General features: G+C 62.7%; 18 protein-coding genes. 8 read left to right on the top strand and 10 right to left on the bottom strand.

Features of this window, described 5'->3' with window-relative positions; genetic code table 11:
* The first annotated feature begins 26 nt into the window (after nt 1-26).
* The 7 genes from OJ996_RS12670 to OJ996_RS12640 all read left to right on the top strand — a co-directional run bounded on the left by OJ996_RS12670 (nt 27) and on the right by OJ996_RS12640 (nt 5,019).
* Nucleotides 27-458, top strand: a complete 432-nt coding sequence (locus OJ996_RS12670; protein ID WP_264513963.1) for a hypothetical protein — start codon at nt 27-29, stop codon at nt 456-458.
* A gap of 66 nt (nt 459-524) precedes the next feature.
* Nucleotides 525-2,084 carry a tetratricopeptide repeat protein gene (locus tag OJ996_RS12665; protein ID WP_264513962.1) on the top strand — a complete coding sequence of 520 codons (1,560 nt, stop codon included), beginning with the start codon at nt 525-527 and terminating at the stop codon, nt 2,082-2,084.
* A gap of 4 nt (nt 2,085-2,088) precedes the next feature.
* The gene (locus OJ996_RS12660; RefSeq protein ID WP_264513961.1) at nt 2,089-2,736 is read left to right on the top strand and encodes a phosphopantothenoylcysteine decarboxylase domain-containing protein; all 648 of its coding nucleotides are present in this window, start codon (nt 2,089-2,091) and stop codon (nt 2,734-2,736) included.
* A 67-nt stretch (nt 2,737-2,803) separates the two neighbouring features.
* Entirely contained in the window at nt 2,804-3,550 is a 747-nt protein-coding gene (locus OJ996_RS12655; RefSeq protein WP_264513960.1) for an inositol monophosphatase family protein, read from the top strand.
* A gap of 14 nt (nt 3,551-3,564) precedes the next feature.
* Entirely contained in the window at nt 3,565-4,035 is a 471-nt protein-coding gene (gene ispF / locus OJ996_RS12650; RefSeq protein WP_264513959.1) for a 2-C-methyl-D-erythritol 2,4-cyclodiphosphate synthase, read from the top strand.
* Between the two features lie 45 nt (nt 4,036-4,080).
* Complete coding sequence (locus OJ996_RS12645; RefSeq protein WP_264513958.1) at nt 4,081-4,347, top strand: hypothetical protein; 267 nt, start codon at nt 4,081-4,083, stop codon at nt 4,345-4,347.
* Between the two features lie 93 nt (nt 4,348-4,440).
* The gene (locus OJ996_RS12640) at nt 4,441-5,019 is read left to right on the top strand and encodes an outer membrane protein (RefSeq protein WP_264513957.1); all 579 of its coding nucleotides are present in this window, start codon (nt 4,441-4,443) and stop codon (nt 5,017-5,019) included.
* Between the two features lie 61 nt (nt 5,020-5,080).
* Here OJ996_RS12640 and OJ996_RS12635 read toward each other — a convergent pair whose 3' ends face one another.
* The 4 genes from OJ996_RS12635 to OJ996_RS12620 all read right to left on the bottom strand — a co-directional run bounded on the left by OJ996_RS12635 (nt 5,081) and on the right by OJ996_RS12620 (nt 9,839).
* On the bottom strand, nt 5,081-5,818 hold the full coding sequence (locus OJ996_RS12635; RefSeq protein WP_264513956.1) for an HAD-IB family hydrolase: 738 nt from the start codon (nt 5,816-5,818) through the stop codon (nt 5,081-5,083).
* A 39-nt stretch (nt 5,819-5,857) separates the two neighbouring features.
* The gene (locus OJ996_RS12630; protein WP_264513955.1) at nt 5,858-6,799 is read right to left on the bottom strand and encodes a DUF6807 domain-containing protein; all 942 of its coding nucleotides are present in this window, start codon (nt 6,797-6,799) and stop codon (nt 5,858-5,860) included.
* A gap of 164 nt (nt 6,800-6,963) precedes the next feature.
* On the bottom strand, nt 6,964-8,268 hold the full coding sequence (locus OJ996_RS12625; protein WP_264513954.1) for a DUF1501 domain-containing protein: 1,305 nt from the start codon (nt 8,266-8,268) through the stop codon (nt 6,964-6,966).
* A gap of 20 nt (nt 8,269-8,288) precedes the next feature.
* Nucleotides 8,289-9,839, bottom strand: coding sequence for a DUF1800 domain-containing protein (locus tag OJ996_RS12620; protein ID WP_264513953.1), 1,551 nt, complete (start codon nt 9,837-9,839; stop codon nt 8,289-8,291).
* A gap of 120 nt (nt 9,840-9,959) precedes the next feature.
* On the opposite strand from OJ996_RS12620, the gene OJ996_RS12615 reads away from it, so the two are divergent.
* Nucleotides 9,960-11,435 carry a sulfatase gene (locus OJ996_RS12615; RefSeq protein WP_264513952.1) on the top strand — a complete coding sequence of 492 codons (1,476 nt, stop codon included), beginning with the start codon at nt 9,960-9,962 and terminating at the stop codon, nt 11,433-11,435.
* A 9-nt stretch (nt 11,436-11,444) separates the two neighbouring features.
* On the opposite strand, the gene OJ996_RS12610 is transcribed toward OJ996_RS12615, so the two are convergent.
* The 6 genes from OJ996_RS12610 to OJ996_RS12585 all read right to left on the bottom strand — a co-directional run bounded on the left by OJ996_RS12610 (nt 11,445) and on the right by OJ996_RS12585 (nt 20,769).
* A complete protein-coding gene (locus OJ996_RS12610) occupies nt 11,445-12,608 on the bottom strand; it encodes a CPBP family intramembrane glutamic endopeptidase (RefSeq protein ID WP_264513951.1) in 1,164 nt (387 codons plus the stop codon).
* A 245-nt stretch (nt 12,609-12,853) separates the two neighbouring features.
* Complete coding sequence (locus OJ996_RS12605) at nt 12,854-13,306, bottom strand: SprT family zinc-dependent metalloprotease (RefSeq protein ID WP_264513950.1); 453 nt, start codon at nt 13,304-13,306, stop codon at nt 12,854-12,856.
* Nucleotides 13,307-13,519: 213 nt separating this feature from the next.
* Nucleotides 13,520-13,777 carry a DUF167 domain-containing protein gene (locus OJ996_RS12600; RefSeq protein ID WP_264513949.1) on the bottom strand — a complete coding sequence of 86 codons (258 nt, stop codon included), beginning with the start codon at nt 13,775-13,777 and terminating at the stop codon, nt 13,520-13,522.
* Nucleotides 13,778-13,819: 42 nt separating this feature from the next.
* A complete protein-coding gene (locus OJ996_RS12595) occupies nt 13,820-19,228 on the bottom strand; it encodes a LamG-like jellyroll fold domain-containing protein (RefSeq protein WP_264513948.1) in 5,409 nt (1,802 codons plus the stop codon).
* Between the two features lie 42 nt (nt 19,229-19,270).
* On the bottom strand, nt 19,271-19,969 hold the full coding sequence (locus OJ996_RS12590; protein ID WP_264513947.1) for a hypothetical protein: 699 nt from the start codon (nt 19,967-19,969) through the stop codon (nt 19,271-19,273).
* A gap of 62 nt (nt 19,970-20,031) precedes the next feature.
* The gene (locus OJ996_RS12585; protein ID WP_264513946.1) at nt 20,032-20,769 is read right to left on the bottom strand and encodes a hypothetical protein; all 738 of its coding nucleotides are present in this window, start codon (nt 20,767-20,769) and stop codon (nt 20,032-20,034) included.
* Nucleotides 20,770-20,780 lie beyond the last annotated feature (11 nt).

Raw genomic sequence — 20,780 nt, 5'->3', positions numbered from 1 at the left:
CCGGAGTGCTATAGGCTTTCGGGTTGATGAGCGAGCCACGGCATTCGAGGGGGACTCCTGAAGGACAGGAGCTCCGCCGACCCGTAATCCTGCCCATCTCGCCGGAAGATCGACCGAAGATTCCGGACGGGCCGCCTCAGCCGCCCGCGCCTTCTCCGGATGACATACCGCGTCCGGAGCCGCTGTTCACCACGCTGTCCTATGTCCTTGGTTTGTTGCCCATGGGGTGGGCTCTATGGCAGTCTTGGGCCGAGGCGAAAGTTCCAGGCAACGACTTTGCCACGCTGACAATCCCGGCGTTTCTGTTCTTGGGGCTGATCGGGGCCATTGCCTTCGGAATGGGTTTCGCCATAGCCGGTCATTGCCGGGGTGAGAGAAGGGCGCGGCACGCCCTGTGGATCGTGCCGCTGACCGCTGTGACGGCTCCGGTTCTTGCGATGATCGCCGCGATCATTTGAGGACGGGACGCATTAGGAGTCTGTTTTCCTTGTTGATCAGGCGATATCCGCCCGCACACTGGCGGCGTGACCACCAAAACCCTCCTGCTGTCCCTCGCCCTTTCCCTTGCGACCGCCACGGCGGCATCCGCTGCCACGTCCACGACTCCCCCCGTCGAGCTCACCAAGGAAGCCCCGGTGGCGGCGCCGCCGATTCCCGATGGTCCGGCGAAGCCAGCGATGGAGGCGTTCCGCGATGGCAAACACTTGGCTGCGGTGGAACTGGCGAAGCCGCTGGCGGAGCAAGGCAATGCGGACGCGCTGTTCCTGCTAGGCTTCGCGGCCGAGACGGGTCAGGGGCTGACGGCCTCGCGCGAGGCGGCTCTGGAATCCTACAAGAAGGCTGCCGAGGCGGGTCACAAGGACGCGAACTACCGCAGGGCTCTGATCCTGCTCAACTCGAAGGAGGAGAAGGACCGTCAGGAAGGACGGCAAGTGCTTGAGACCGCTGCGGGCACGGATCCCGCCAATGCGGGCCGGATTCTGGGCGAGGCTTGGCTGCGGGGCCTACTGAGCGAGAAACCGGATTTCGACAAAGCGGCCGAGTGGTGGAACAAGGCCTCAGAGGCGGGCGACACGCCGGCCATTCTGCTGCTGGCACGCCTCTATGAGGGTGCGCTGGGCTTCCCGGAGAAGAAGGATGCCGCCCGTGCCATGGAACTTTACAAGAAGGCGGCCTCGCTGGGTGACGAGAATGCGTTTATACCGCTGGGATCGCGCTTTCTGAACGGCGAGGAGAAATTCCGCGACGAGAAGGAAGGCCGCCAATGGCTGGCCAAGGCGATCGAGAAGAAGCAATTCGCCGCCTATCTGGCACTCGGCGACTTCGAGGAGAACGTGAAGAAGGACGAGAAGGCCGCCCTGACGACCTATCAGAAAGGCGCGGAGGAGAAACAGCCGGACTGCCTACTGCGCGTGGCCGCCTTCCACCTCGAAGGCCGCGGTGGTCTGGAGAAGAGCGAGGAGAAAGGCCGCGAGTGGCTGGGCAAGGCGGCAGAAGCCGGCAGTGCCATGGCGGCGCTGGAGATGGCCTCCCGTCTTTCCAACGATGCGAAGCCGGATCTGCTGGGTGCCTACAAGTATCTGGTCTCCGCCGCGAATGCCGGGCTGCCGGTGGCGCAAAACGAACTGGGGCTGCTCTACGTGAACGGCAACTTGGGTCTGAGCGATCCGACCGCGGGCGTGGCTTGGTTCACGCTGGCCGCGAAGTCGGGTCACGCTGCGGCCCAGAACAACCTCGGTGCGCTGTACGAGCGCGGGGTGGGCGTGCCGGTGAACTACAACAATGCCGGCCAGCTCTACTCTCTCGCCGCAAATCAGGGTCATGGCCCGGCGACGGCAGGCTTGGCCCGCCTCCATGCGGGTGGCTTGGGCACCGATCAGGATCTGCCCAAGGCATGGGCGCTGGCATCGCTGGCGGTGGAGCGCGGCGATGCCGAGGCCAAGACCTTGCTGGGCGACATCACCAGCAAGCTGAATGGCGACCAACTCGAGAAGGGCAAGAAGGAACTCGAAGAGCTGAAGAAGACGGGCGATACCAAGGCTGAAGCTCCGGCCCCGGCACCCGTGAAGGAAGAAGAGAAGTGATCCGATGCGCGTTCTCGTCACTGCAGGCCCGACCCGGGAGGCTCTGGATCCGGTACGCTACCTGACGAACCGGTCTTCCGGGAAGATGGGCTATGCGATGGCCGCCGCCTTTGCGGAGGCAGGGCACCGGGTGCTGCTGATCTCCGGGCCGACGCAACTCGATGTGCCGGACGGCGTGGACTTCCTGCCGATCGAAACGGCTCAGGAGATGTATGAGGCCGTGCAGCGGCACATCGGGCGGATGGATGCCGCGGTGTTTGCCGCCGCAGTGGCGGACTACCGTGCAGCCACGGTATCCGAACAGAAGATCAAGAAGGCGGGCGAGATACTTACGCTGGAGTTGGTGAAGACACCCGACACGCTGGGCTCCGTGCGCGGGGAATTCGGATTTACGGGAACCCTCGTAGGTTTCGCGGCTGAAACGCAGAATCTCGAAGTGAATGCCCGCGAGAAGTTGAAACGGAAAGGCTGTGATCTGGTGATCGCGAACGACGTTTCAAAGCCGGGAATCGGTTTCGATTCGGATCGGAACGAAGTGCTCATGGTCTTTCCGGAGCACACCGAGGCACTGCCGGAGGATGAGAAGCATCATCTGGCTCCCCGGCTGGTGAGGGAGATCGAGACTATTGCAGCTGCACGTCAAAGCTCCTGAAATCGGGAAAAGGACCGGACACTTTCTCCCCTTGGCAGAGCGGACCGGGGAAGTCACCCTCCCGCCCGTGACCGACCTCGAACTCACCGTCCACGCCGCGAAGGAAGCGGGCAAGCTGCTGAAGGCGAACTTCGGCTTGGAAGCCGCCGTCGATGAAGCGACGCACCACGACATCAAGCTGGCGCTGGACAAGGAGTCGCAGAAGCTGATCGAGGACATCCTGCTGGGAGCACGCCCGGGCGACGCGCTCTACGGAGAGGAAGGGCTCGGCGGCAATCAGGACAGCGAGCGCCAGTGGATCGTGGACCCGATCGACGGCACGGTGAATTTCTACTACGGCATCCCCCACTTCTGCGTCTCGATCGCGCTGCGCGTGGCGGGCGAGGTGGTGGTCGGCGTGATCCATGATCCGATCATCGGCGAAACCTGGACGGTCGAGAGAGGCGGCGTGCCGATGCTCGATGGCAAGCCGATTAAGGTGAGCGGTCGCGAGAAGCTCGCGGAGTGCGCGCTCTTCGTCGGCTGCGGCAAGGACGAGGAAGCCCTGAAGACCGGGCTGGAGCGCTTCCGCAAGGCCTCGCTCAAAGCGCGCAAGATGCGCATGATGGGCAGCGCCGCACTCGGTCTCGCCTACATCGCGAGCGGTCGTCTCGACGGTTACATCGAATCCCGCATCTCGCTCTGGGACATCGCCGCAGGCAAGCTGCTGGTGGAAGCCGCCGGCGGCAAGGTAACGCTGGAACCGGCGAAGGACGCGGATGCCTGGTCAATCGTGGCCACCAACGGCCTGATCCCGGTGGAAGAGATTCTCTAAACCAATCAAAGGCCATGGTAGGATTCGGCTACGACGTTCATCGTTTCAAAGAGGGTCGCCCCTTGATCCTCGGTGGTGTGGACATCCCACACACGCTCGGGCTCGACGGGCACTCCGATGCAGACGTGCTATCGCATGCGATCGCTGATGCGGTGCTGGGCGCGCTGGGCTTGGCGGACATCGGCCACTACTTCCCGCCGGGTGATCCGGCCTGCCTCAACATTTCCTCGCTGAAGATTCTGGAGAAAGCCGCGGCGCTATGCGCGGAGCAGGGCTACCGGCTGGTGAACATCGATAGCACGCTGGTGGCGGAAGCACCGAAGATCCTGCCGCATCGCGATGCGATGAAGGCGAACATCGGCGCGGCGCTGGGGCTGGATCCGGCACGCGTGGGCGTGAAGGCGACCACGAACGAGACCATGGGCTTCGTGGGAAGGCGCGAGGGAATCGCGGCGATGGCGGTGGCCCTGGTCGCTCCCCTCTGAACCGATCCGCCTTGCGAGAGAGGGCTGGCAGCGGTAGAAGCGGGCGTGTTTCCCGCGAAGCCGGACCGGCCCTACCTCGAGACTTGGCTGCGCCGCACGCGCAAGCAGCTCGCGGCAAGCGGTCGCTTGAGCGAGATCGCCCTGATTCTCTCGCGCGAAGACGGGAACACGGCGACCCACTGGAGCACCTACTTGCGCGAAGTGCTGGAGGAGGAAGTCACCCCATCGCTCGATCTGCTGACAAGAATCGATGCCATATTGGCGAAGCCGGTGAAGCGCGAGCAGACGCAGGACGAGCCCGATCTTTTCTAACAGAATCGCCTGTTTTACCGGCCAGTTGTTTGAATCGATTTTCGTTAGATTTTTGGTTGCGCGCGGGTGATTCGCATCAAGAGTCCCCGCGCTATGAAATCGATTGCAACCCTTGCTCTCGCCCTCGCGCTCGGCTCCCAAGCCTACGCGGGCGAGGTGACCTCGAACACCACTTCGTCTTACTCGGCCCCGGCGGAATCGTCCTCGCTGTGGAGCTGGTTTGTCGGTGGTTCGGCAGGCTACCTGCTCGATAACGAAGAAGAGTTCTACACGCTGCATGTCGGCGCGAAGATCGGCGAAAGCGGCCCTCTGACCCACTCGCTGTATCTCGAAGGCGGCTGGGCAGAGTTTGAAACTTTCCCCTTCGATACCGAGATCATCCCGGTGACGCTGAACTACAAGCTGGACTACGCCATCAACGACCGCCTCTCCATCTACGGTGGCGCGGGTGTGGGTGCCGCCTTCGTGGATACCGAAGTGGGCCCCTTCAGCGACGACTCCGTGGAGCTGACCGCACAGGTCTTCGCCGGCGTCGGCTACGATGTGACCTCGAACTTCCAACTCTTCGGCGGTGCCCGCTGGATCTGGGTGGATGATTCCGAGATCTTCAACGTGCCGGTCGAGGTCGGTGACGACGTGGGCCTGGAGCTTGGCGCACGCTTCAAGTTCTAATCGGTTCCCACCGGTTGTTTGCCATAGAGCCTCCCGGTTTGCGCCGGGGGGCTTTTTCGTATCAAAGTCCGGTGGCGCGGCGGAACATCTCCCATGCGTGCCCCCTGCGACCGCTCCACGGCTTGGCCGGACGAACGATCTCCCACCCTTCTAAGGTGCCCGTGGCGGTGAGCTTGGACGAGGGATTGACCAAAGTGTTCCCGAGACAACAGCGCAGCATAGGCAGATCCGCAGAGCTGTCCGAGTAACCATGGCTGAGCGGCCAGCGGCCCTCCGCCAGCGGCGGGCCAAGGATCTCCGAGATCCGTCGTACTTTCTCCGCCCCCTTGTGGTTCACGAGATCGGGCAGCAGCTTCATCCTGCGCGCATCTTCCACTGAAGTGCCTAGCGCGAGATCGAAGCCGAGAACGCGGGCGACCTCCCGCACGTAGAACTCGGGGCTGGCGGAAGCGAGGATGGTGAGATGGCCTTCATCCTTGTGGCGCTGGAGCTTCTCCAGCATCTCGGGATAGCAGCGACCGGGGAAGAACCCGGCGACGAAGTCACGGGTCCATGCGTCGAGCTTGTCCCGCTCGACGCCCCAGAGGTAGCTGAGGAAGACGCGCTTCATGCCCTCGTCGCCGAGGATCTTCGCGGCCGGAAGCATGGCGGCAAAGAAGAGGAGGTAAGCCCGACGCCAGCCTTCCCGGCGCAAAACGTGATCGCAGAAAAGCACTTGGGTGTCCCAAGCGATGAGGGTGCCATCGAGATCGAAGAGGGCGAGCCCCCGATCCTTCTTGGCATGCAACTTCGGTGTCACGGAACGAGCATTCCTCCGCGACCACGGATCGGGCAAGCCCTACTTGATGGCGGCATAGTCCTCCGCCCATTTCGCGGCGGCGGCGGGGTCGGCCTCGCCATCCGTAACGATGATTCGATAGCGGGCGATATAGGGCTTACCGGGCTCGATCTCCATCGCGCCGCCCTGCTGGGGTGCGTAGCAAAAGAAGGGCTCGGTGGGGTGAACGCGGATGGGCTGCGGGGCCCGGAAGTTCGAGGGGTGGCAGAGAATGGTGAGGCCGCAGGTCGAGCCATCGACGGTGCCACCCACCCAGCACCAGGGCTCGCGGGCACCATTCACTTTGAGGCGATCGGTAATCCCGGAGGCGGTGAGGAATTTGCAGTTGGCGGCTCCATCCCAAGCACGGTTGCCGCGGAAGCCCAAGCCACCGTAGTGATACTCGGGCAGCTTCAGCGGTGAGTCGGTGGCGCAGGTCTGGGTGATGACGAGGTCGATGATGTTGCGCTTGCCATCGCTTTCCGCGGAAAGATCCCAGGTTTCCAAGAGCGCGGCCTTCTCGGGCTTCGCGGTCATATCGACAAAGCGATGCTTGGCCTGGAAGCCGACCTTGCCGTCCTTGGCCCAAGTATCACCGAGCGAGACGAAGTCCACACGTCCCTTGCCATCGCCCATGTTCCAGAAGTCCGGCTGGCGACCTTCGAACTCGGTCTTGGTCCACGGGCTCCAGATGCCGTGGTGGTGGATGTGATTCGGCGGGAAGTCGTCGTTCACCCGCTTGCCCGCGGGTGAGAAGAGCGACTCGATGTAGCCGCCGCGGCGGAAGACCTCCTTGATGTCCTTGCGCGGAAGTTCTCCGGCTTCGGCTTGATAGCGGAGGATCTCACGCTTGCCGGAGCGGATGATCATCTGGCTGCCCTCCTTGGTAGCGGTGAGCCCCTCGGCGGCGTGGGCGTTGCAGATGGCGACGGTAGCGAGAAGGAGAGGGAGCAAGGGTTTCATGGTCGAATAGATACACGGTACCAGGCCATGGGTTTGCAAGGGAATGATCCTCTTTGCGAGGCGTGGCCACCGGGGGAACGAGGTCTATCGACACGGGGCTCCCCAGCGGGAGCGCCCCCAGCCGGAAGGACGAGAGTCCTTCCGCTACCGCTTGAGGGGATATCTCAGCCGATGATCGGCATGGTGGGGTAGTCGCCCTTGAGGATCGGCTTGGCGTTGGTCTTGAGCCAGCCTTGGATAACGGAGGCGTAGACGCCGCGGAAATCGACAGTGTGCTTGAGGTCGCCTTGGTCGAGGTCGGTGAGGCTGGGATACTTGCCATAGAGGCCGCCCTTCACACCCTCCCCGGCGAGGAAGAGGCAGGAAGCGCGGCCGTGGTCCGTGCCGGCACTGGCATTCTCTCCCACGCGGCGGCCGAATTCGGAGAAGGTCATAAGGACCACGCGCTCCGCATTCCCCTGTGCCTTGAGGTCGGCGAAGAAGGATTTCAGCGCGCGGTCGAGCTGGCCGAGCAGGCGATCGTGCGAGTTCACCTGCTGGTTGTGGGTGTCGAAGCCACCGTGACTGACGTAGTAGACTCGGGTGGGCATGCCGCCAGCGATCAGGCGCGAGACCATGTTCAGGCTGCGGGCGATGGGGGTGCCCTCGTAGTTCACCTTGGTCTTATGCTTCGCTGCGAGTTCGAGAATCTTGGCCGAGCTGACGCGTGCATCCATGGCCACGCGCTCGAGGAAGGCGAGATTACTCTCCCCTTGGATACCGCCGACCTTGCCTCCCGCGGGCATGTCGATCGAAGCTCCCTCAGCAGGCAGGTCGTCATCTTCCGGAGAGTTCAGCGAAGCGAAGAACTCCTCCGCTTGGGCCTTCTCGCCGCCGCCGTGGATCCAGCGGTAGAGCTCCGGCGAGCTGAGGCAAACGCCGGGGTTCTTGAGCGCGCCGAAAGATTCCGGCTGCGTCTTGTTCAGGCTGATGCCGACGGTCGGATCGGCTCCCGAGCAGGCGTTGTCGAAGTAGCGGCCGATCCAGCCCGTGTTCGAGCGGTTCTCGATGTCCGCCGTTTCCCAGATGGAAGTCGAGACGAAGTGGGAGCGGTTCGGATTCGGATAGCCGACACCCTGCACCACACCGAGATTGCCTTCCTTGAAGAGGCTACCGAGGTAGGGCATGGAGGAGTTCAGGCCGACGTAATCGTTCAGCGTGATGATCTCCTTCTCCCTCTTCGCCAGGCGCGGGCGGGCCTTGTGGTAGGCATCATCGGCAAAGGGAACCACCGTGTTCAGGCCGTCATTGCCGCCGGCGAGCTGAAGTACGACCAGAATCGTACCATCCTTGCCGGTAACCGGCTGGGTCGCCAGATCACGGGCACCCATGTGGAGATCGGCGAAGGTGCGCTCGACGAACATCGGCACCGTCCAGGAAGCCGACGCGCCCAGCACCGTGGAGCGGAGGAATTCACGTCTCGTTTTCATCAGAGGAAGAGTTTCTGGATTCAGGCGAGTTGATACTGCGGCGTGCTCAGGATCAGGTGGCAGAGTTCACCGGTCTCTTTGTTGGTGAAGACCGCACCCTTCTTGGAACGAGCGTATTCGACGAAGGCTTCGCGTTCCTTGGGGCCGAGCGGCGACTGGAAGAAGCGGAAGAGCAAGGAATCGATCAGCTTCTCCGGATCCTCACGCAGGGCACGCGGGGCGACCTTTTCATAATCCGGGCCGGCCCAGTTGCGTTCGGCGCGCTTCATCGCATTGCCGAGGCGTGCGGGCTTGCGTTCTTCCATCTCCATCATCATGCCGTCGCCATCGCCATCATTCCGGACGGGCTCGTTCTCTTGGGAACCTTTCGTAATGAAGCCCGCGACATTGTAGCGGGAAAGCAAGGTGTTCGTGTTGATCCAAGCCTTGCCCCAATCCCAGCCAGCGACATTCGGCGGCATGAAAAGCACTTGCCCGAGCTGCTGCTGGGCACTCAGCACGTAAGCTTCCGGAGCCTCGCGAAGCTCCAGCTCCTTGAACATCTGAACGAGGTACTGGATCGGCGACTTGATCTGATCCCGCATTACCTTCTCCGCGTAGAAGGACTTCGAGAGGAATATCTCGCGCAGGAGCGGCTCGATCTTGAAATCGGCATCCTTGAAAGACTTCGCGAGCGCATCAATGCCTTCCTTCGGCGGGTTCTCGGCCACGAAGTATTCCCAGAGCTTGGTCGGGATCAGGCGGGACGCGGCGCTTTGCTCGAAGATGAGATCCACGACGCCATCACCATCATACTTGCCCTTGCGGCTGAAGATGGTTTTCTCGCCATTGTCGGCCTGGCGCCTGTTGTGAGTCACCGCGCCGTTGCCACGGTTGATCTGATAGCCGGTGAAAGCGCGGGCAGCTTCCTTGATATCCTGTTCGGTGTAGTTCCCCTCACCCAGCGTGAAGAGTTCCATGACCTCGCGGGCGAAGTTCTCGTTCGGCTTGCCCTTCTTCGAGCTTTGAGTGTCCAAGTAGAGCATCATCGCGGCGTCCTTCACGATCTCATGGGTGAGATCTTTGAAGGAACCGGTGGCATAGCGACGGAAGAGTTCGTTCTGCTGGATCAGAAGCACCGGCAGCCGGACCTTCTGGAAAGAAGTCGCGAAGTGGTCGTGCCAGAAGAGCACCATCTTCTCGCGCAGGGGAGCCTTGGTCTTGAGCATGCGCTCGAACCACCAGCCCTGGGCTTCGGCCGAACGCTGGCGGGATTCGCGCTGGCGCTGCTGGTTGAATTGCCGGCGGGTGCGGTCCGCTTGCTCCGGCGTCATGTCGCGGGTGCGCTGGCGCATCTCGCGGACTTCCATGGCGCGCTCGCGCATTTCCTCGGCCGCGACTTCACGGCTGGCCCATTCGGGAAGCGGGAAGGCATCGAGCGCTTCATCCGGAGCGAGCAAGGCATCGACCGCCTTCTTGCGGCCGAGCGCGTGGAACACCTTGATTTCATCCGGTGATCCCCCGAAGCCGGCCCGGCGGAGCAGGTGAGCGGCTTCAAAGATGGTCCATTCGTCGGGTGCGGCCGGGAGCATGGCAGAGGAGTGGGTTGCGAGTAGGGAAACCTCGGCGCGCCTGCACGGTTGCGAAAGTTGTTTGCGGAAAGGCGAAATCTCCTTGCCGTGAATTGCCCGGAAAACGCGAATCCATTGGAAATGAAGGCACTTCTCACGCTGCTGGTGATCGGCATCAATTCTGCCATCTCGGCAGAACGACCGAATCTGCTGGTCTTCCTCGTCGATGACATGGGATGGCAGGACTGCTCTCTACCCTTTCATCGCGGTGCATCGGGTGAGGCACTCGCGACGGATCTCAACCGCCGCTATCGGACGCCCAATATGGAGGCGCTCGCCGCGCGCGGCATGATCTTCACCCGTGCCTATGCGCACCCGGTTTGCACGCCTTCGCGGGTCAGTATCATGACCGGCAAGAACGCGGCCCGCCACCAGGTGACCAACTGGACCAATCCGGCGGGCACCGAGAACAGCGACAAAGATGTGCTGCATCTCCGATCACCCGAGGGCTGGCGGCGAACCGGTATGGCTGCGGACGAGAAGCCGCTACCCGCATTGCTGAAGGCAGCCGGCTATCATACCATCCACTGCGGGAAGGCCCACTTCGGCAGCCGGGGTGCCTTCGCCCAAGATCCGAAGGCGATCGGCTTCGAGGTGAACATCGCGGGCAATGAGATCGGGCACCCGGCTTCCTACTTCGCCAAGGATAGCTTCGGGAAAAGATCGAACCACGTGACGGGTCTGGAGAAGTGGCATGGCAAGGATGAGTTCCTGACCGAGGTGCTCACGCGCGAGTTGTGCGGCGCGATCGAAACGGCGGCGAAGGGCGAGAAGCCGTTCTTCGCCTACATGGCCCACTATGCGGTTCACTCGCCCTTCCAGCAGGACCCGCGTTTCAGCGCGAACTATCCCGACCTTCCTCCGGCCCAGCGAGCTTACGCGACCCTGATCGAAGGGATGGACCGATCGTTGGGAGACATTCTGGCGAAGCTCGATCAACTCGGCATTGCGGAGAAGACCTTCGTGGTTTTCATCTCCGACAATGGCGGCGACGCGCCAATCCCGAACGACAACGCCAACCCGATCGTCTCCGGCAATGCACCGCTGCGCGGGAAGAAGGGGATGCGCTATGAAGGAGGCATCCGCATCCCGATGATCGCGGGATGGGCAAAGGCGGGAGACGGAGAAGTCCAAGCCGAGCTGCCAGTGACGCCGGGTTCGCGGACGGATGATCTCGTGTCCCTCGTCGATCTTTTCCCCACCCTGCTCGGATTGGCAGGGGCGAAGGACGTTCCTCTCTTCGACGGGCACGACCTCCGGCCTTATCTCAAAGGCGACACAAGCTATCATCGTCCGCAGTGGCTGGTGACGCACTATCCGCACGGTCACAACAACGACCACTTTTCGATCCTCCACGAGGGGAGCTGGAAATTCATCCGCAACTACGCGGACGGTTCCACCGAGCTGTATGATATCTCCAAGGACCTCGCGGAAAATCGGAACCTAACGAAGGCCCACCCGGAACGAGGCGCCGCGATGGAGAAGGTATTGGACGAGCATCTGCGGGCTTATGGAGCTCTGATGTCCCAACGCGTGGAGGCGGGAGCAGAGCGCTAGCGCCGACCTTCACCAATAGATCGCCTCCATCGAAGGCCAGCCGATGATGGTGCAATAAAGATTGAACAGCGCGTGCATCAGCATCGCCGCGGCCAAGGATCCGGTGAAACGATAGAGCAACGAGGCGACTACCCCGAAGAGGAAGGTGGCCACGGTGGAGTCCAGCGGATAACCGTGGATGAGGGTGAAGACGAGGTTCGCGATCACCAGCCCCCAGATCAGCCCGAGACGCTTGTTCACCGCATTGAACAGGAAGCCACGGTAGACGATTTCCTCGCTCACCGGAGCCAGGATGCAGGAGCTTAGAAGCGTGTAGCCGAGGCCGTCCCAGCCGAAACCCCAAGCATCGGTCGAGTAGGCGGAGAGGTCTTCAACATCCTGCGGGATCAGCAACCAGCATAGGGTTTCGACGCTCATCGTGATGCCGAGGGCGGCCCATACCGCGCCCATGTGGAAGCGCCGGTCGACGCCGAGAGCGCGGACGCTGGTGCTGAAGGAGCGGAAGAATACGAGGCACAGGAAGACTGCCGGTGCCAAGCGCCAGAAGATGTCTTGGCCGATGATGTCCCCGAGGTCGTAGTCCGGATTCAGTTCGATCGCCAAGCCCGTGAGCAAAAGCACGAGGAAGGCCACCAGATCGGCGAGCGGCAGGGTCGCGAGCACCGACCTTTCGTCGAGCCGGCGGAAGACGGCAGGCAATCGCTTGAAGTCTTTCAGCTTCACCCTGCTCTTCGCCAGCGCCACGAAACCGCCGAGCCCTGCGACGGCAAGACCGACAACCGCTACCATGACGGCCCAGCAAATCATCGCGCTTCGGTCCGCGCGCTCCGCAATCCGCGCTCTTATCCCCGACGCGGTCTCGCCCTCCCTGTCATCCGAAAGCTGGAGATAGAGTTCTTCCTCCCACCAATAGGTTTCGTCGTTGGCGAGGATCGTTTCACCGCAAGCTTCCACCGCCTCCGGATCGACCTCTTCAGCGCCGATGAATTGGCCGACCGCGAGATCCACCTCCGGGTAGTCGCTTTCTGGTCGCTCCAACTTGCGCGCCTTCTGATCCTCCCCGGCCATCTTCCAGAGGATCGCCGCTGCGTTGCGGGAGCGCCCATCTTCATCCTTGGCCAGGATCTCCGCCCAGTGCGCGTAGAGGTCGCTGCCCTCCCTGTCTCCGGCCACCTCCGCCGAGCCCCATGGAAAATCAGATCGGAGGTTTCGATCCGCAGATCGCTATCGGCAATCCGCCACAGCACCCAGGCCTCCGGCGGCGAGTCACGCAGATCCCGGAAGTTTTGGACCAGATAGACCGCCCACAAGCCGAGAAGCGGCCACAGGATCCATAGCGGCAGGCGTCTTTTCTTGCGCGGGGTGCCGCCAGACAGCGGCGGTGGCGCGGGTGCTTGGTCCATGAACGCCGGAATGGACTAGAGCTTCTGCTCCTGCAAGCGGAAGCGGGAGTCGAAGAGACCGCCGCTGTGCTTCCGGCAGCAGGCGTAGCAGGCTACCATGCGGTTGATCCGCTTCACGCGGCGGATGGTGGAATAGCACTCGGGGCAGATGTAGGCGAAGTTCCGCTTCATCCGCTTGCGCTTGAAGGGCAGGTTGTGAAAGGGCTGCTCGTTCGGGATACCGAGCTCGGCACAAGCCGCGCGCCATTCGACGCCGTGCACTTCGATCCGGCGGCGACCGGCGCGCTCATAGGCGACCAGATGCGCGAGCTCGTGGCGGAGCGTGCGCCACACTTCCTCCGGCGCCTGCTCCTTCAACTTCGGGTTGAGCTCGATCAGCCGGCTCGGCCACCAAGCGCGGCCCGCGGTGGTCTGCATGCGCGCATTCCATGTGACGCGCACGCGACGGGAAAGCTCCGGCAAGGCCATGCCCGCGGCGGTTTCGCGGCACCATTCGGTGAGGCCGCCATCGATCTTCGCAGCGGAAGTTCGCGAAGGGGACGGCGGGACTGCCCGGGATTTTCTACCCCAAGCAAACTCTATCTGACGGAACGACCACGCCATCCACCCGCCTCCTAGCAAGACTGCCGCCGACTGGCAATGCGCCAGCGAAAATTCCCTGCGGATTTTTTCATGCGACAGTTAGGGCAAGCGCAAGTCGGTGTTATCCGGCAAGACGAAGGTCTTGATCCGCGAGCTGTCGCCATGGTCCAAGCTCACCTTCGATTTCGGAATGCGGAGATATCCGGCGAGGAACTCGCGCAGCGCGGCATTCGCTTTTCCGTCCACCGGCGGTGCCGCGATCTTCACGCGCAGCACGCGCCCGACACGCGGGTCATCTTCCCATCCGACCACCTCGCTGGCCTTCGAATTCGGGACCGCCAGCACTCGCAAACGCATGCATGGAAGGATGCCCGGGGAGCGAGGCTTGGGAAGCGGCGTTTAGCGTTCCTCGATGAGGAGACGGAAGAAGTGCGCGGCATCCGCGGAGCTGCCTTGGATCGCATGCGGACCGGCGGGAAGGGAAACCCCATCGTTCCCCGGCACATCCCACAGCGACCAATCCTGGAGGTTCGCCGAGGATTGCACACGCACCGAGCGATTGGCAGGTAGGTCGAAGCCGATCGAAACCTGATCGCCGGACCGCGTCAGCACGGGTCGCAGGAAGCTCGCGCCGTTCGTCGGCGAGGTGCCGGCGAGGAATTCGTCGCGGTTCGCAACGCCGTCGCCATCCACATCCGCGTCAGGATCGCCCTGCGGTGAGGAGGATGAACCGAACTTCTCCAGACGCCACGCGGCGTAGGTTTGATTTTCCGGGAGGCTCTCAGCGATCCACGCGGAGAGCAGCCCGACGTTAACCTGATCGATCTCGTTGCTACCCAGCGGCGGCATCTTCGAGAAGCCATTGGTTACCGCCACCCGGTTCAGCACGATCGAGTGCAGGAGATCTCCCGGCACTACCAGCTTGTTGGCCGGATTGCCGTTGTTCGAGTTCGCTTCCCCGTTTACTAGACCGGTCTGCTCCAGTGTCAGCTGGTGGCGCCCGTCCCATGCGGTGGGTGCGGTTCCTTCCGCTCCGGCATGGCAGTAGGAGCAATTGACCGCGAGGTAGGACCGGACGCGGGCTTCCAGCGGATATTCGTCCTCATCCGGGCGCAGGTGGCGCGGCAGCAGGTTGGTGGACTGCGGAATATTCGAAAGGTATCCGGCCTCCGAGAGCAGGTCGATCTGGTTGCCACTGAAGCCCTGGATCTCCCGGCTCAAGTTGAGCTGCCGGGTGTTGAAGGAAAGCGCGTGCCCGGCCTGCGGCGAGTGGCAGGTCATGCACTGCGAACGGCTCGGAATCCGCCACTGCTGGAAGTAGGGCGCACCGTTCACGGTGAGATTCACCGGAAAGTCTTCGCCGCCGTCCGCCGCGAGCGTCGCGTCAGTCTGGGCTTCGTTCCAACGGTAGCTCACACCGTACATCCCGGTGGAGTTCTTCACCAGCAAGCGTGTTTCGATCCGCTTCTTCGGAGAGGACGGATTCCCGCGCTCGGTTTCGAGATCGAAGTGTTTGATCCAGATCTGCCCCTCCGGGAAGGTCCAGTTCCCGTCCCGCGACCATGTCATGCGCTTGCCCGCATCCGGAATCGTGAACCAGCGGCGCTTTACCGCATGATCGCTCCAGAAGGTCAGGTTCGGCTCGTAGGGCAGCACGCCGGGAGAGGGCGAGAGGTCCGTGAGATCGGCGAAGAGGGCGGTATCGCTCAGCTTGGCCGGGAAATTCCCATCCGCCGTGGCGGAGACGATCCGCATGATACGGCCACCGAAGTAGTCAGACACCAGCACGTCGCCATTCGAGGGGTCCGTGCCGAAATTCGAGAGGAATGCCTGGCCGCCGATTCGCTCCACGGTGACCGCCCCGCCCGGAACATCTCCCGCACGGCCGAGCGACCAGATGTGCCCGGAAACCTGATCCCCGAAGATGTATTTTCCGTAGAGCGAGGGTATCTTCGAGCCGCGATAGACCACGCCCCCGATCACAGAGTTCCCCTTGAAGTTCGAATCGCCCGCCATGCCGGTGTGGACGTATTCGTAGATCGGATCGATCGAACTGAATCCGGCGGGCTTGGTCGGGGGCACCGGGTTGGTGAAGGCGGTATCGTGCATGCCCTCGCGATAGACCCAGCCGTAGTTGCCACCCTTCGTGATGAGGTCCACCTCCTCGTACATCCCCTGCCCCACATCCCCGAGCCAGAGTTCATGGGTAAGCGGATCGAAAGAGAAGCGCCAGGGACTGCGCAGCCCGACCGCCCAAAACTCGGTGCGCACGGCGGCAGGATTCACCGGCAGCCCGTTGAAGCTGGTGGCTCCGATGAATGGATTGTCCGCCGGGATCGAATAGCGGGCGATGCCATTGTCCGTGGGGACGGAGACGTGGGGGTTCGGCTCGATCCCGGAAGCCTTGTCCACGTCGATCCGGAGCATCGCGGAGAAGATGTTCTTATCGATGTCCTGGCTATTTACATACTTGTCGTTCGCATTCGCCTCGTCACCCACCGAGTAATAGAGGAAGCCATCCGGACCGAAGTGCAGGTCACCGCCGTTGTGGTTGTCCTCGCGGTCGGCTTGCTCAATCAGGATCGACTCCGTGGAAGGATCGGCCACCGGGCTCGCCTGCCCGATCTGGTCCGGGGGCACGGTGAAACGCGAGAGCCGCTGGAACCATCCGCTCAATCCGGACTTCACCACGGAATAGGTCACGTAGAAGTAGCCGTTCTGCGCGTACTGCGGGTGGAAGGCCAGACCGAGCAGGCCGCACTCGCCATTCGGACCCGGCGTGATCGACTCGGCAGGCACGCGCGGCGGATTGGTGACCACGTTCACGATGTCCAGCACCTCTGACACGGTGGGAGTGGAAGCACCCACATCCGGAATCACGCGCAGCTTCCCGCCGAGCTCACAGACGAAGAGCCGTTGGGCATCACCCGGCGGGCTGGCGAAGCAGAGCGCCTTGTTGAAGGCCAGCCCCGGGAAAGCAGGCACCACCTGGATCGCTGTGACGGGAGCTTCCAGCGGGACATTCGGCGCCGCCGTCGCGATTCGCAGCTCGGAGGAAATTTGTACGGTGACCGCCGTAGCCGCCGAAGTCCCGCCCTCGCCCGAAACCCGGTAGCTGAAGGTTACCGGATTGCTCCCCGATCCCGGGTGCGTGTAGAGAATGCTCCCCTGCGCATCCACGGTAGCGGTTCCTAGCACGGGAGGCGTGACGATCTCGACCGAAGCCGGATTGATCGCGCCGCTGTCATTCGCCAGCACGGCGATCCGCACCTTCTGCCCGGCGTGGATGGTCGCGGTATCGGCGACGGCGACGGGAGCGGGAAACACCGCTGCCGCGCCATTCGAGTGGCTCGCCAACACCTCGCCTGCACTCAGGGCCTTGGAGTAGATCCGCAGCTCGTTCAGCGCGAAATTCGAATTCATATCCGCCGCCCAGAGCGAGCGGCCGATCCAGTTGTTCACGTCCGCCATGTCGGCCACGCGGTAGGGCAAGTCGATGCTCCCTTGCAGTTCGCCGTCACGATACCACTTCGCCTGACAGCCCGAGGCTCCGGAGGCACCCGCCCCATCCTGCACGCTCAGCACATAGTGATGCTCCGTGCCGACCGGGGTGCTGCCGGCCAAGCCGGTATCCTGAGTCACCACCGATCCTCCGGCCATCCGCGACTCCAGACGATGGTTGCCCAACTCGCCATTGATGTTCAGCGAGAGCAGCAGGTTGTCCGAGGCGGTGAATCCACCCGGTGCGGCCGGACCATCGATGATCTCCCCGGTGGCGGCACCGCTGCCGCTGGTGAGGCTGGAGTTCCCGAAATCGAAAATGCGCTGCCAGTTCTTCGAGGAAAGCGGCGTGAGCCAAGCTTCCATCGTGAAGGACTTCGCGGCGGAGAAGATCCCGTTCGGCAAATCCACATAGGCCGAGATGTTTGCCGCCGTCTGGTTTCCGTTGGTGGTGCCGGGCAGGACGATGGCAGTGCCATCGAGTGCCGCGCCATTCCCGCGCAGGGTAGCGAGCTCGCCGGTGGCGCTATCGGTAAATGGCGTGCCTGCCGGGACTGCACCGGCCGCTCCATTGAAGGACCAGCGGTGCCGCGGAGCCGGAGCAGGCACCGGCGGCTCGGGCTCACCGGAGTTCAGGTCCGGGCCTTCCGTGTAGCTAGCCAAGATCTCTCCCGGCGTGATCGCCCGGCGATAGATCCGCAGTTCGTTCAGAGCGAGATTCGAGCAGGAGTCGCCGGAGTAGTTCGAGCGCCCGATCCAGTTGTTTACGTCCTGCATCTCCGAGAGATGGAAATCGAGATCGAGCGTGTTCTGGAGCGCGCCATTCCGATACCAGCGGATCTGGCAGCCGTTGGCGCCGTAGGTTCCCACGCCATCCTGTAACACCAGTATATAGTGATACTGCGTGCCCGCCGTCGTCGCCGCCGTAGAGTCGGTGAAGATCGCCTCGCCATTGTCAATCTGTCCCTCCAAGCGGTGCGTGCCGAGGTTCCCCGCGACATTGAGCGAGAGCACGAAGTTATCGTAGCCGGCGAAAACCCCGGGGGCTCCGCTGCCGTCGATGATCTCCCCTGGCAGGGCTCCGCTCCCGCTGGTGACATTCGTGCGACCGAAGTCGAAGAGCCGCTGGTACGCCTTCGACGACAGGGGCGTGGCCCATGCTTCCAAGGTGATGCTCGGCTGGGCGGAGATGATTCCGTTCGGCAGATCGAGATAGGCCGAGATCGACGCCGCCGATTGATTGCCCGCCGTGCTTCCCGGCAGGCGCAAGGCGGTTCCCGTAAGTGCCGCTCCGTTCCCCCGCAAGGTCGCGGCCATTCCCCCCACGCTATCCGTGAAACTCAGGCCGCTATCGACCGTGGAGTCCGCTCCATCGTTGAAGACCCAGAGATGATCCGGCACGGGAGCGGGCTCCGGATCGGGAGGATCGACAAGGGCATCGGGACCCGCGACCAGATTCGCGGAGATCTCCGAAGTGCTCAGTACATGGTCGTAGATCCGGAGTTCGTCGAACTCCGCGTGAGCGTTCCGGTCACCCGTCCACATCGAGCGACCCAGCCAGTTGTTCACATCCTCGATATTCGAAAGATGGAAGCTCACGTCCCCGCTCGCGATCTGCGTGCCGTCCCGATACCATGTGATCCTTCCTCCCTCCGTGCCGAGATCCTCGAAGGTTAGCACATAGTGGTATGGGGTCCCTGCGGTGGTCGCGAGAGCGCTATCCATCGTCAGCTTGCTGCCGCCGTTGAGGAGCGCCTCCGCACGCTGCGCGTTCAGCGAATTGCCGATGCAGAAAGACAGGAAGAGATTGTCCGAGGCACTGGTTCCGCCCGGAGTCGTGCCGGTGATGTCGATAATCTCTCCCAGCGCTCCACCACCGGAGCCTGCACCCGTGACCCGCCCGAAATCGAAGATCCGCTGGTAGTCGCGGCCCGACAGAGGGGTGGCCCAGAGCTCCACCGAGAGATGCGTCTTGGACGAGATCAACCCGTTCGGCAGGTCCACATAGCCGGAGATGAAACCGGCCGAGCGATTTCCCGTGGTGGTGTCCCCGCCGTTAGGCCCCTCCAAGCGCACGCTGGTCCCGGTAAATTCCGCGAAGTTCCCCTGCACCGTGGCCACCGCGCCGGTGACACTGTCGCTCAGGACCGATCCATCGGTGGCACTCCCTGCCGGGTTGTTGAAGGACCAGCGGTTAACCAAGTCCGCCCGCGATGGCGATGCGCCACCGAGCAGCAGGAGGAGTGAACCGAAGGCGAGCCGAGGCCAAGCGCCGCCATAAGAATCGATTGAAAATGCGGACCGCATGAGTTTCCCGGGGAGGGTGAGAAGGGCTGATCCGAATGGACCTCAGGGTTTCACGACATCGCGGATGCCCACGAACTCGATCTGCTTCGTCACGGCATTCTCGGAGATCACCTGCAGGACCCGCTTGTCACCCGGGCTGGGCCAGATGCCGGAGCTCAATTGCTCCCAAGTTCCGTTCCGCTCGCAAAAAGCTTTCATCTTCGCGGAGCCCGCGTCGCCCACGGGTGGCTTGGCGATGATCTTGGTTTCGGCGGGCTTGAACTCGAACTTCTCGTCCTCCAACTCGATCCGCACGGGAACCGAGCTGAGGTTCACCACCTTGAAGGAACCTTCCGGGAAGGCTTTCGCGCTCGCATCGATCACCGTCACCTTGCTCTTCACCTTTCCCGGCGACTCAGGCACCACGAACAGGATCAGTGAAGCAGCCTTCACCGGCAGCTCGCACTCGCCTACCACATCTTCCTCACTCTTCACGCTCGCAGGCTCGGCTTTGGTGGTGAGCACCATCGCTCCGCCTTTCTTCGGAGCAAGCAGATCGAATTGATGATTGAGGAAAGTCTTCACCGCCACCTTGCCTGCGGTCGCGCTACCTGCCGCGTCGTGGACATAGACCTCCGCCGGCAACGAGCCGGCTTGGGAAACGATCGCACGCACCCGGCATTCGCCTTCCGCGGCCCAGGACATTTGCGCACAGGAGAAAATCGCCGCCGCAAGCAGCGGGACGGAAAGCAGGGTTTTCATGGGTTTTGAGGGTTTGAGAAAAGAAACGCCGCATTCCTTGGGAGAATGCGGCGTCTCGGAGATCAGTTGTCGACGGCGACGTCGCGTATGCCCGCCAGCTCGATCTGGCGTGTCTGGGGATTCTCGAAGATGATTTCGATCACCCGCTTGTCTCCGGGATGAGGCCAGACACCGGCACCGACGCGCTGCCACTCGGTGCCCTTGAGCGCGAAGGCCATCATCGCCGCGGAGTTGTTGGCACCCACCGGATGATCCTCGATCAGCTTCATCTCGCCGCTCTTGTACTCGTAGTTGTTCTTCTCCAGACGGATTCTCACCGTCGCCGGGCTCAGGTTCATCACCTTCACCGAACCGCGCGGGAAAGACCGCAGCGAATCATCCATCACCAGAACGCGATAGGCGGTATCGCCGGTGCGGCCGGTGCCGGGCAGGAAGATCAGAATGCCTTTGCGAAAGCCGGTGGGCAGCTTGGCCCGGGCCTTCACCTTCGCAGGGTCCTTCGCACTCGCCGGGGCCGCGTCATCGGTGAAGACGACTTCTCCCGTGATCGGGACTTGGGTGAACTCGTGGTTCAGGTAGGTCTTGATCTGGAATGCTACCCCCGGCAGCGGTGCCGCCGCGGTAGGATTGTGGGCATAGAGACCCGTAATCGGGCGATCCACCATGAAGGAGATGGCGCGGATCTTGATACCATCATCCTGAGCGGGTGCCGGTGCGGGCGCAGGAGCCGGCTCCTGCGCATGAGCGAGCGGCGCAACCAAGCCGAGCAGCGAAACGACGAGAAGTCTTCTGATATTCATGGGCTGATCGG

The organism is Luteolibacter rhizosphaerae, assembly GCF_025950095.1.
GTDB classification, from domain to species: Bacteria; Verrucomicrobiota; Verrucomicrobiia; order Verrucomicrobiales; family Akkermansiaceae; genus Haloferula; species Haloferula rhizosphaerae.
The sequence above is the reverse complement of the archived record's forward strand: the minus strand, read 5'-3'. Positions and strand labels throughout refer to the sequence as shown.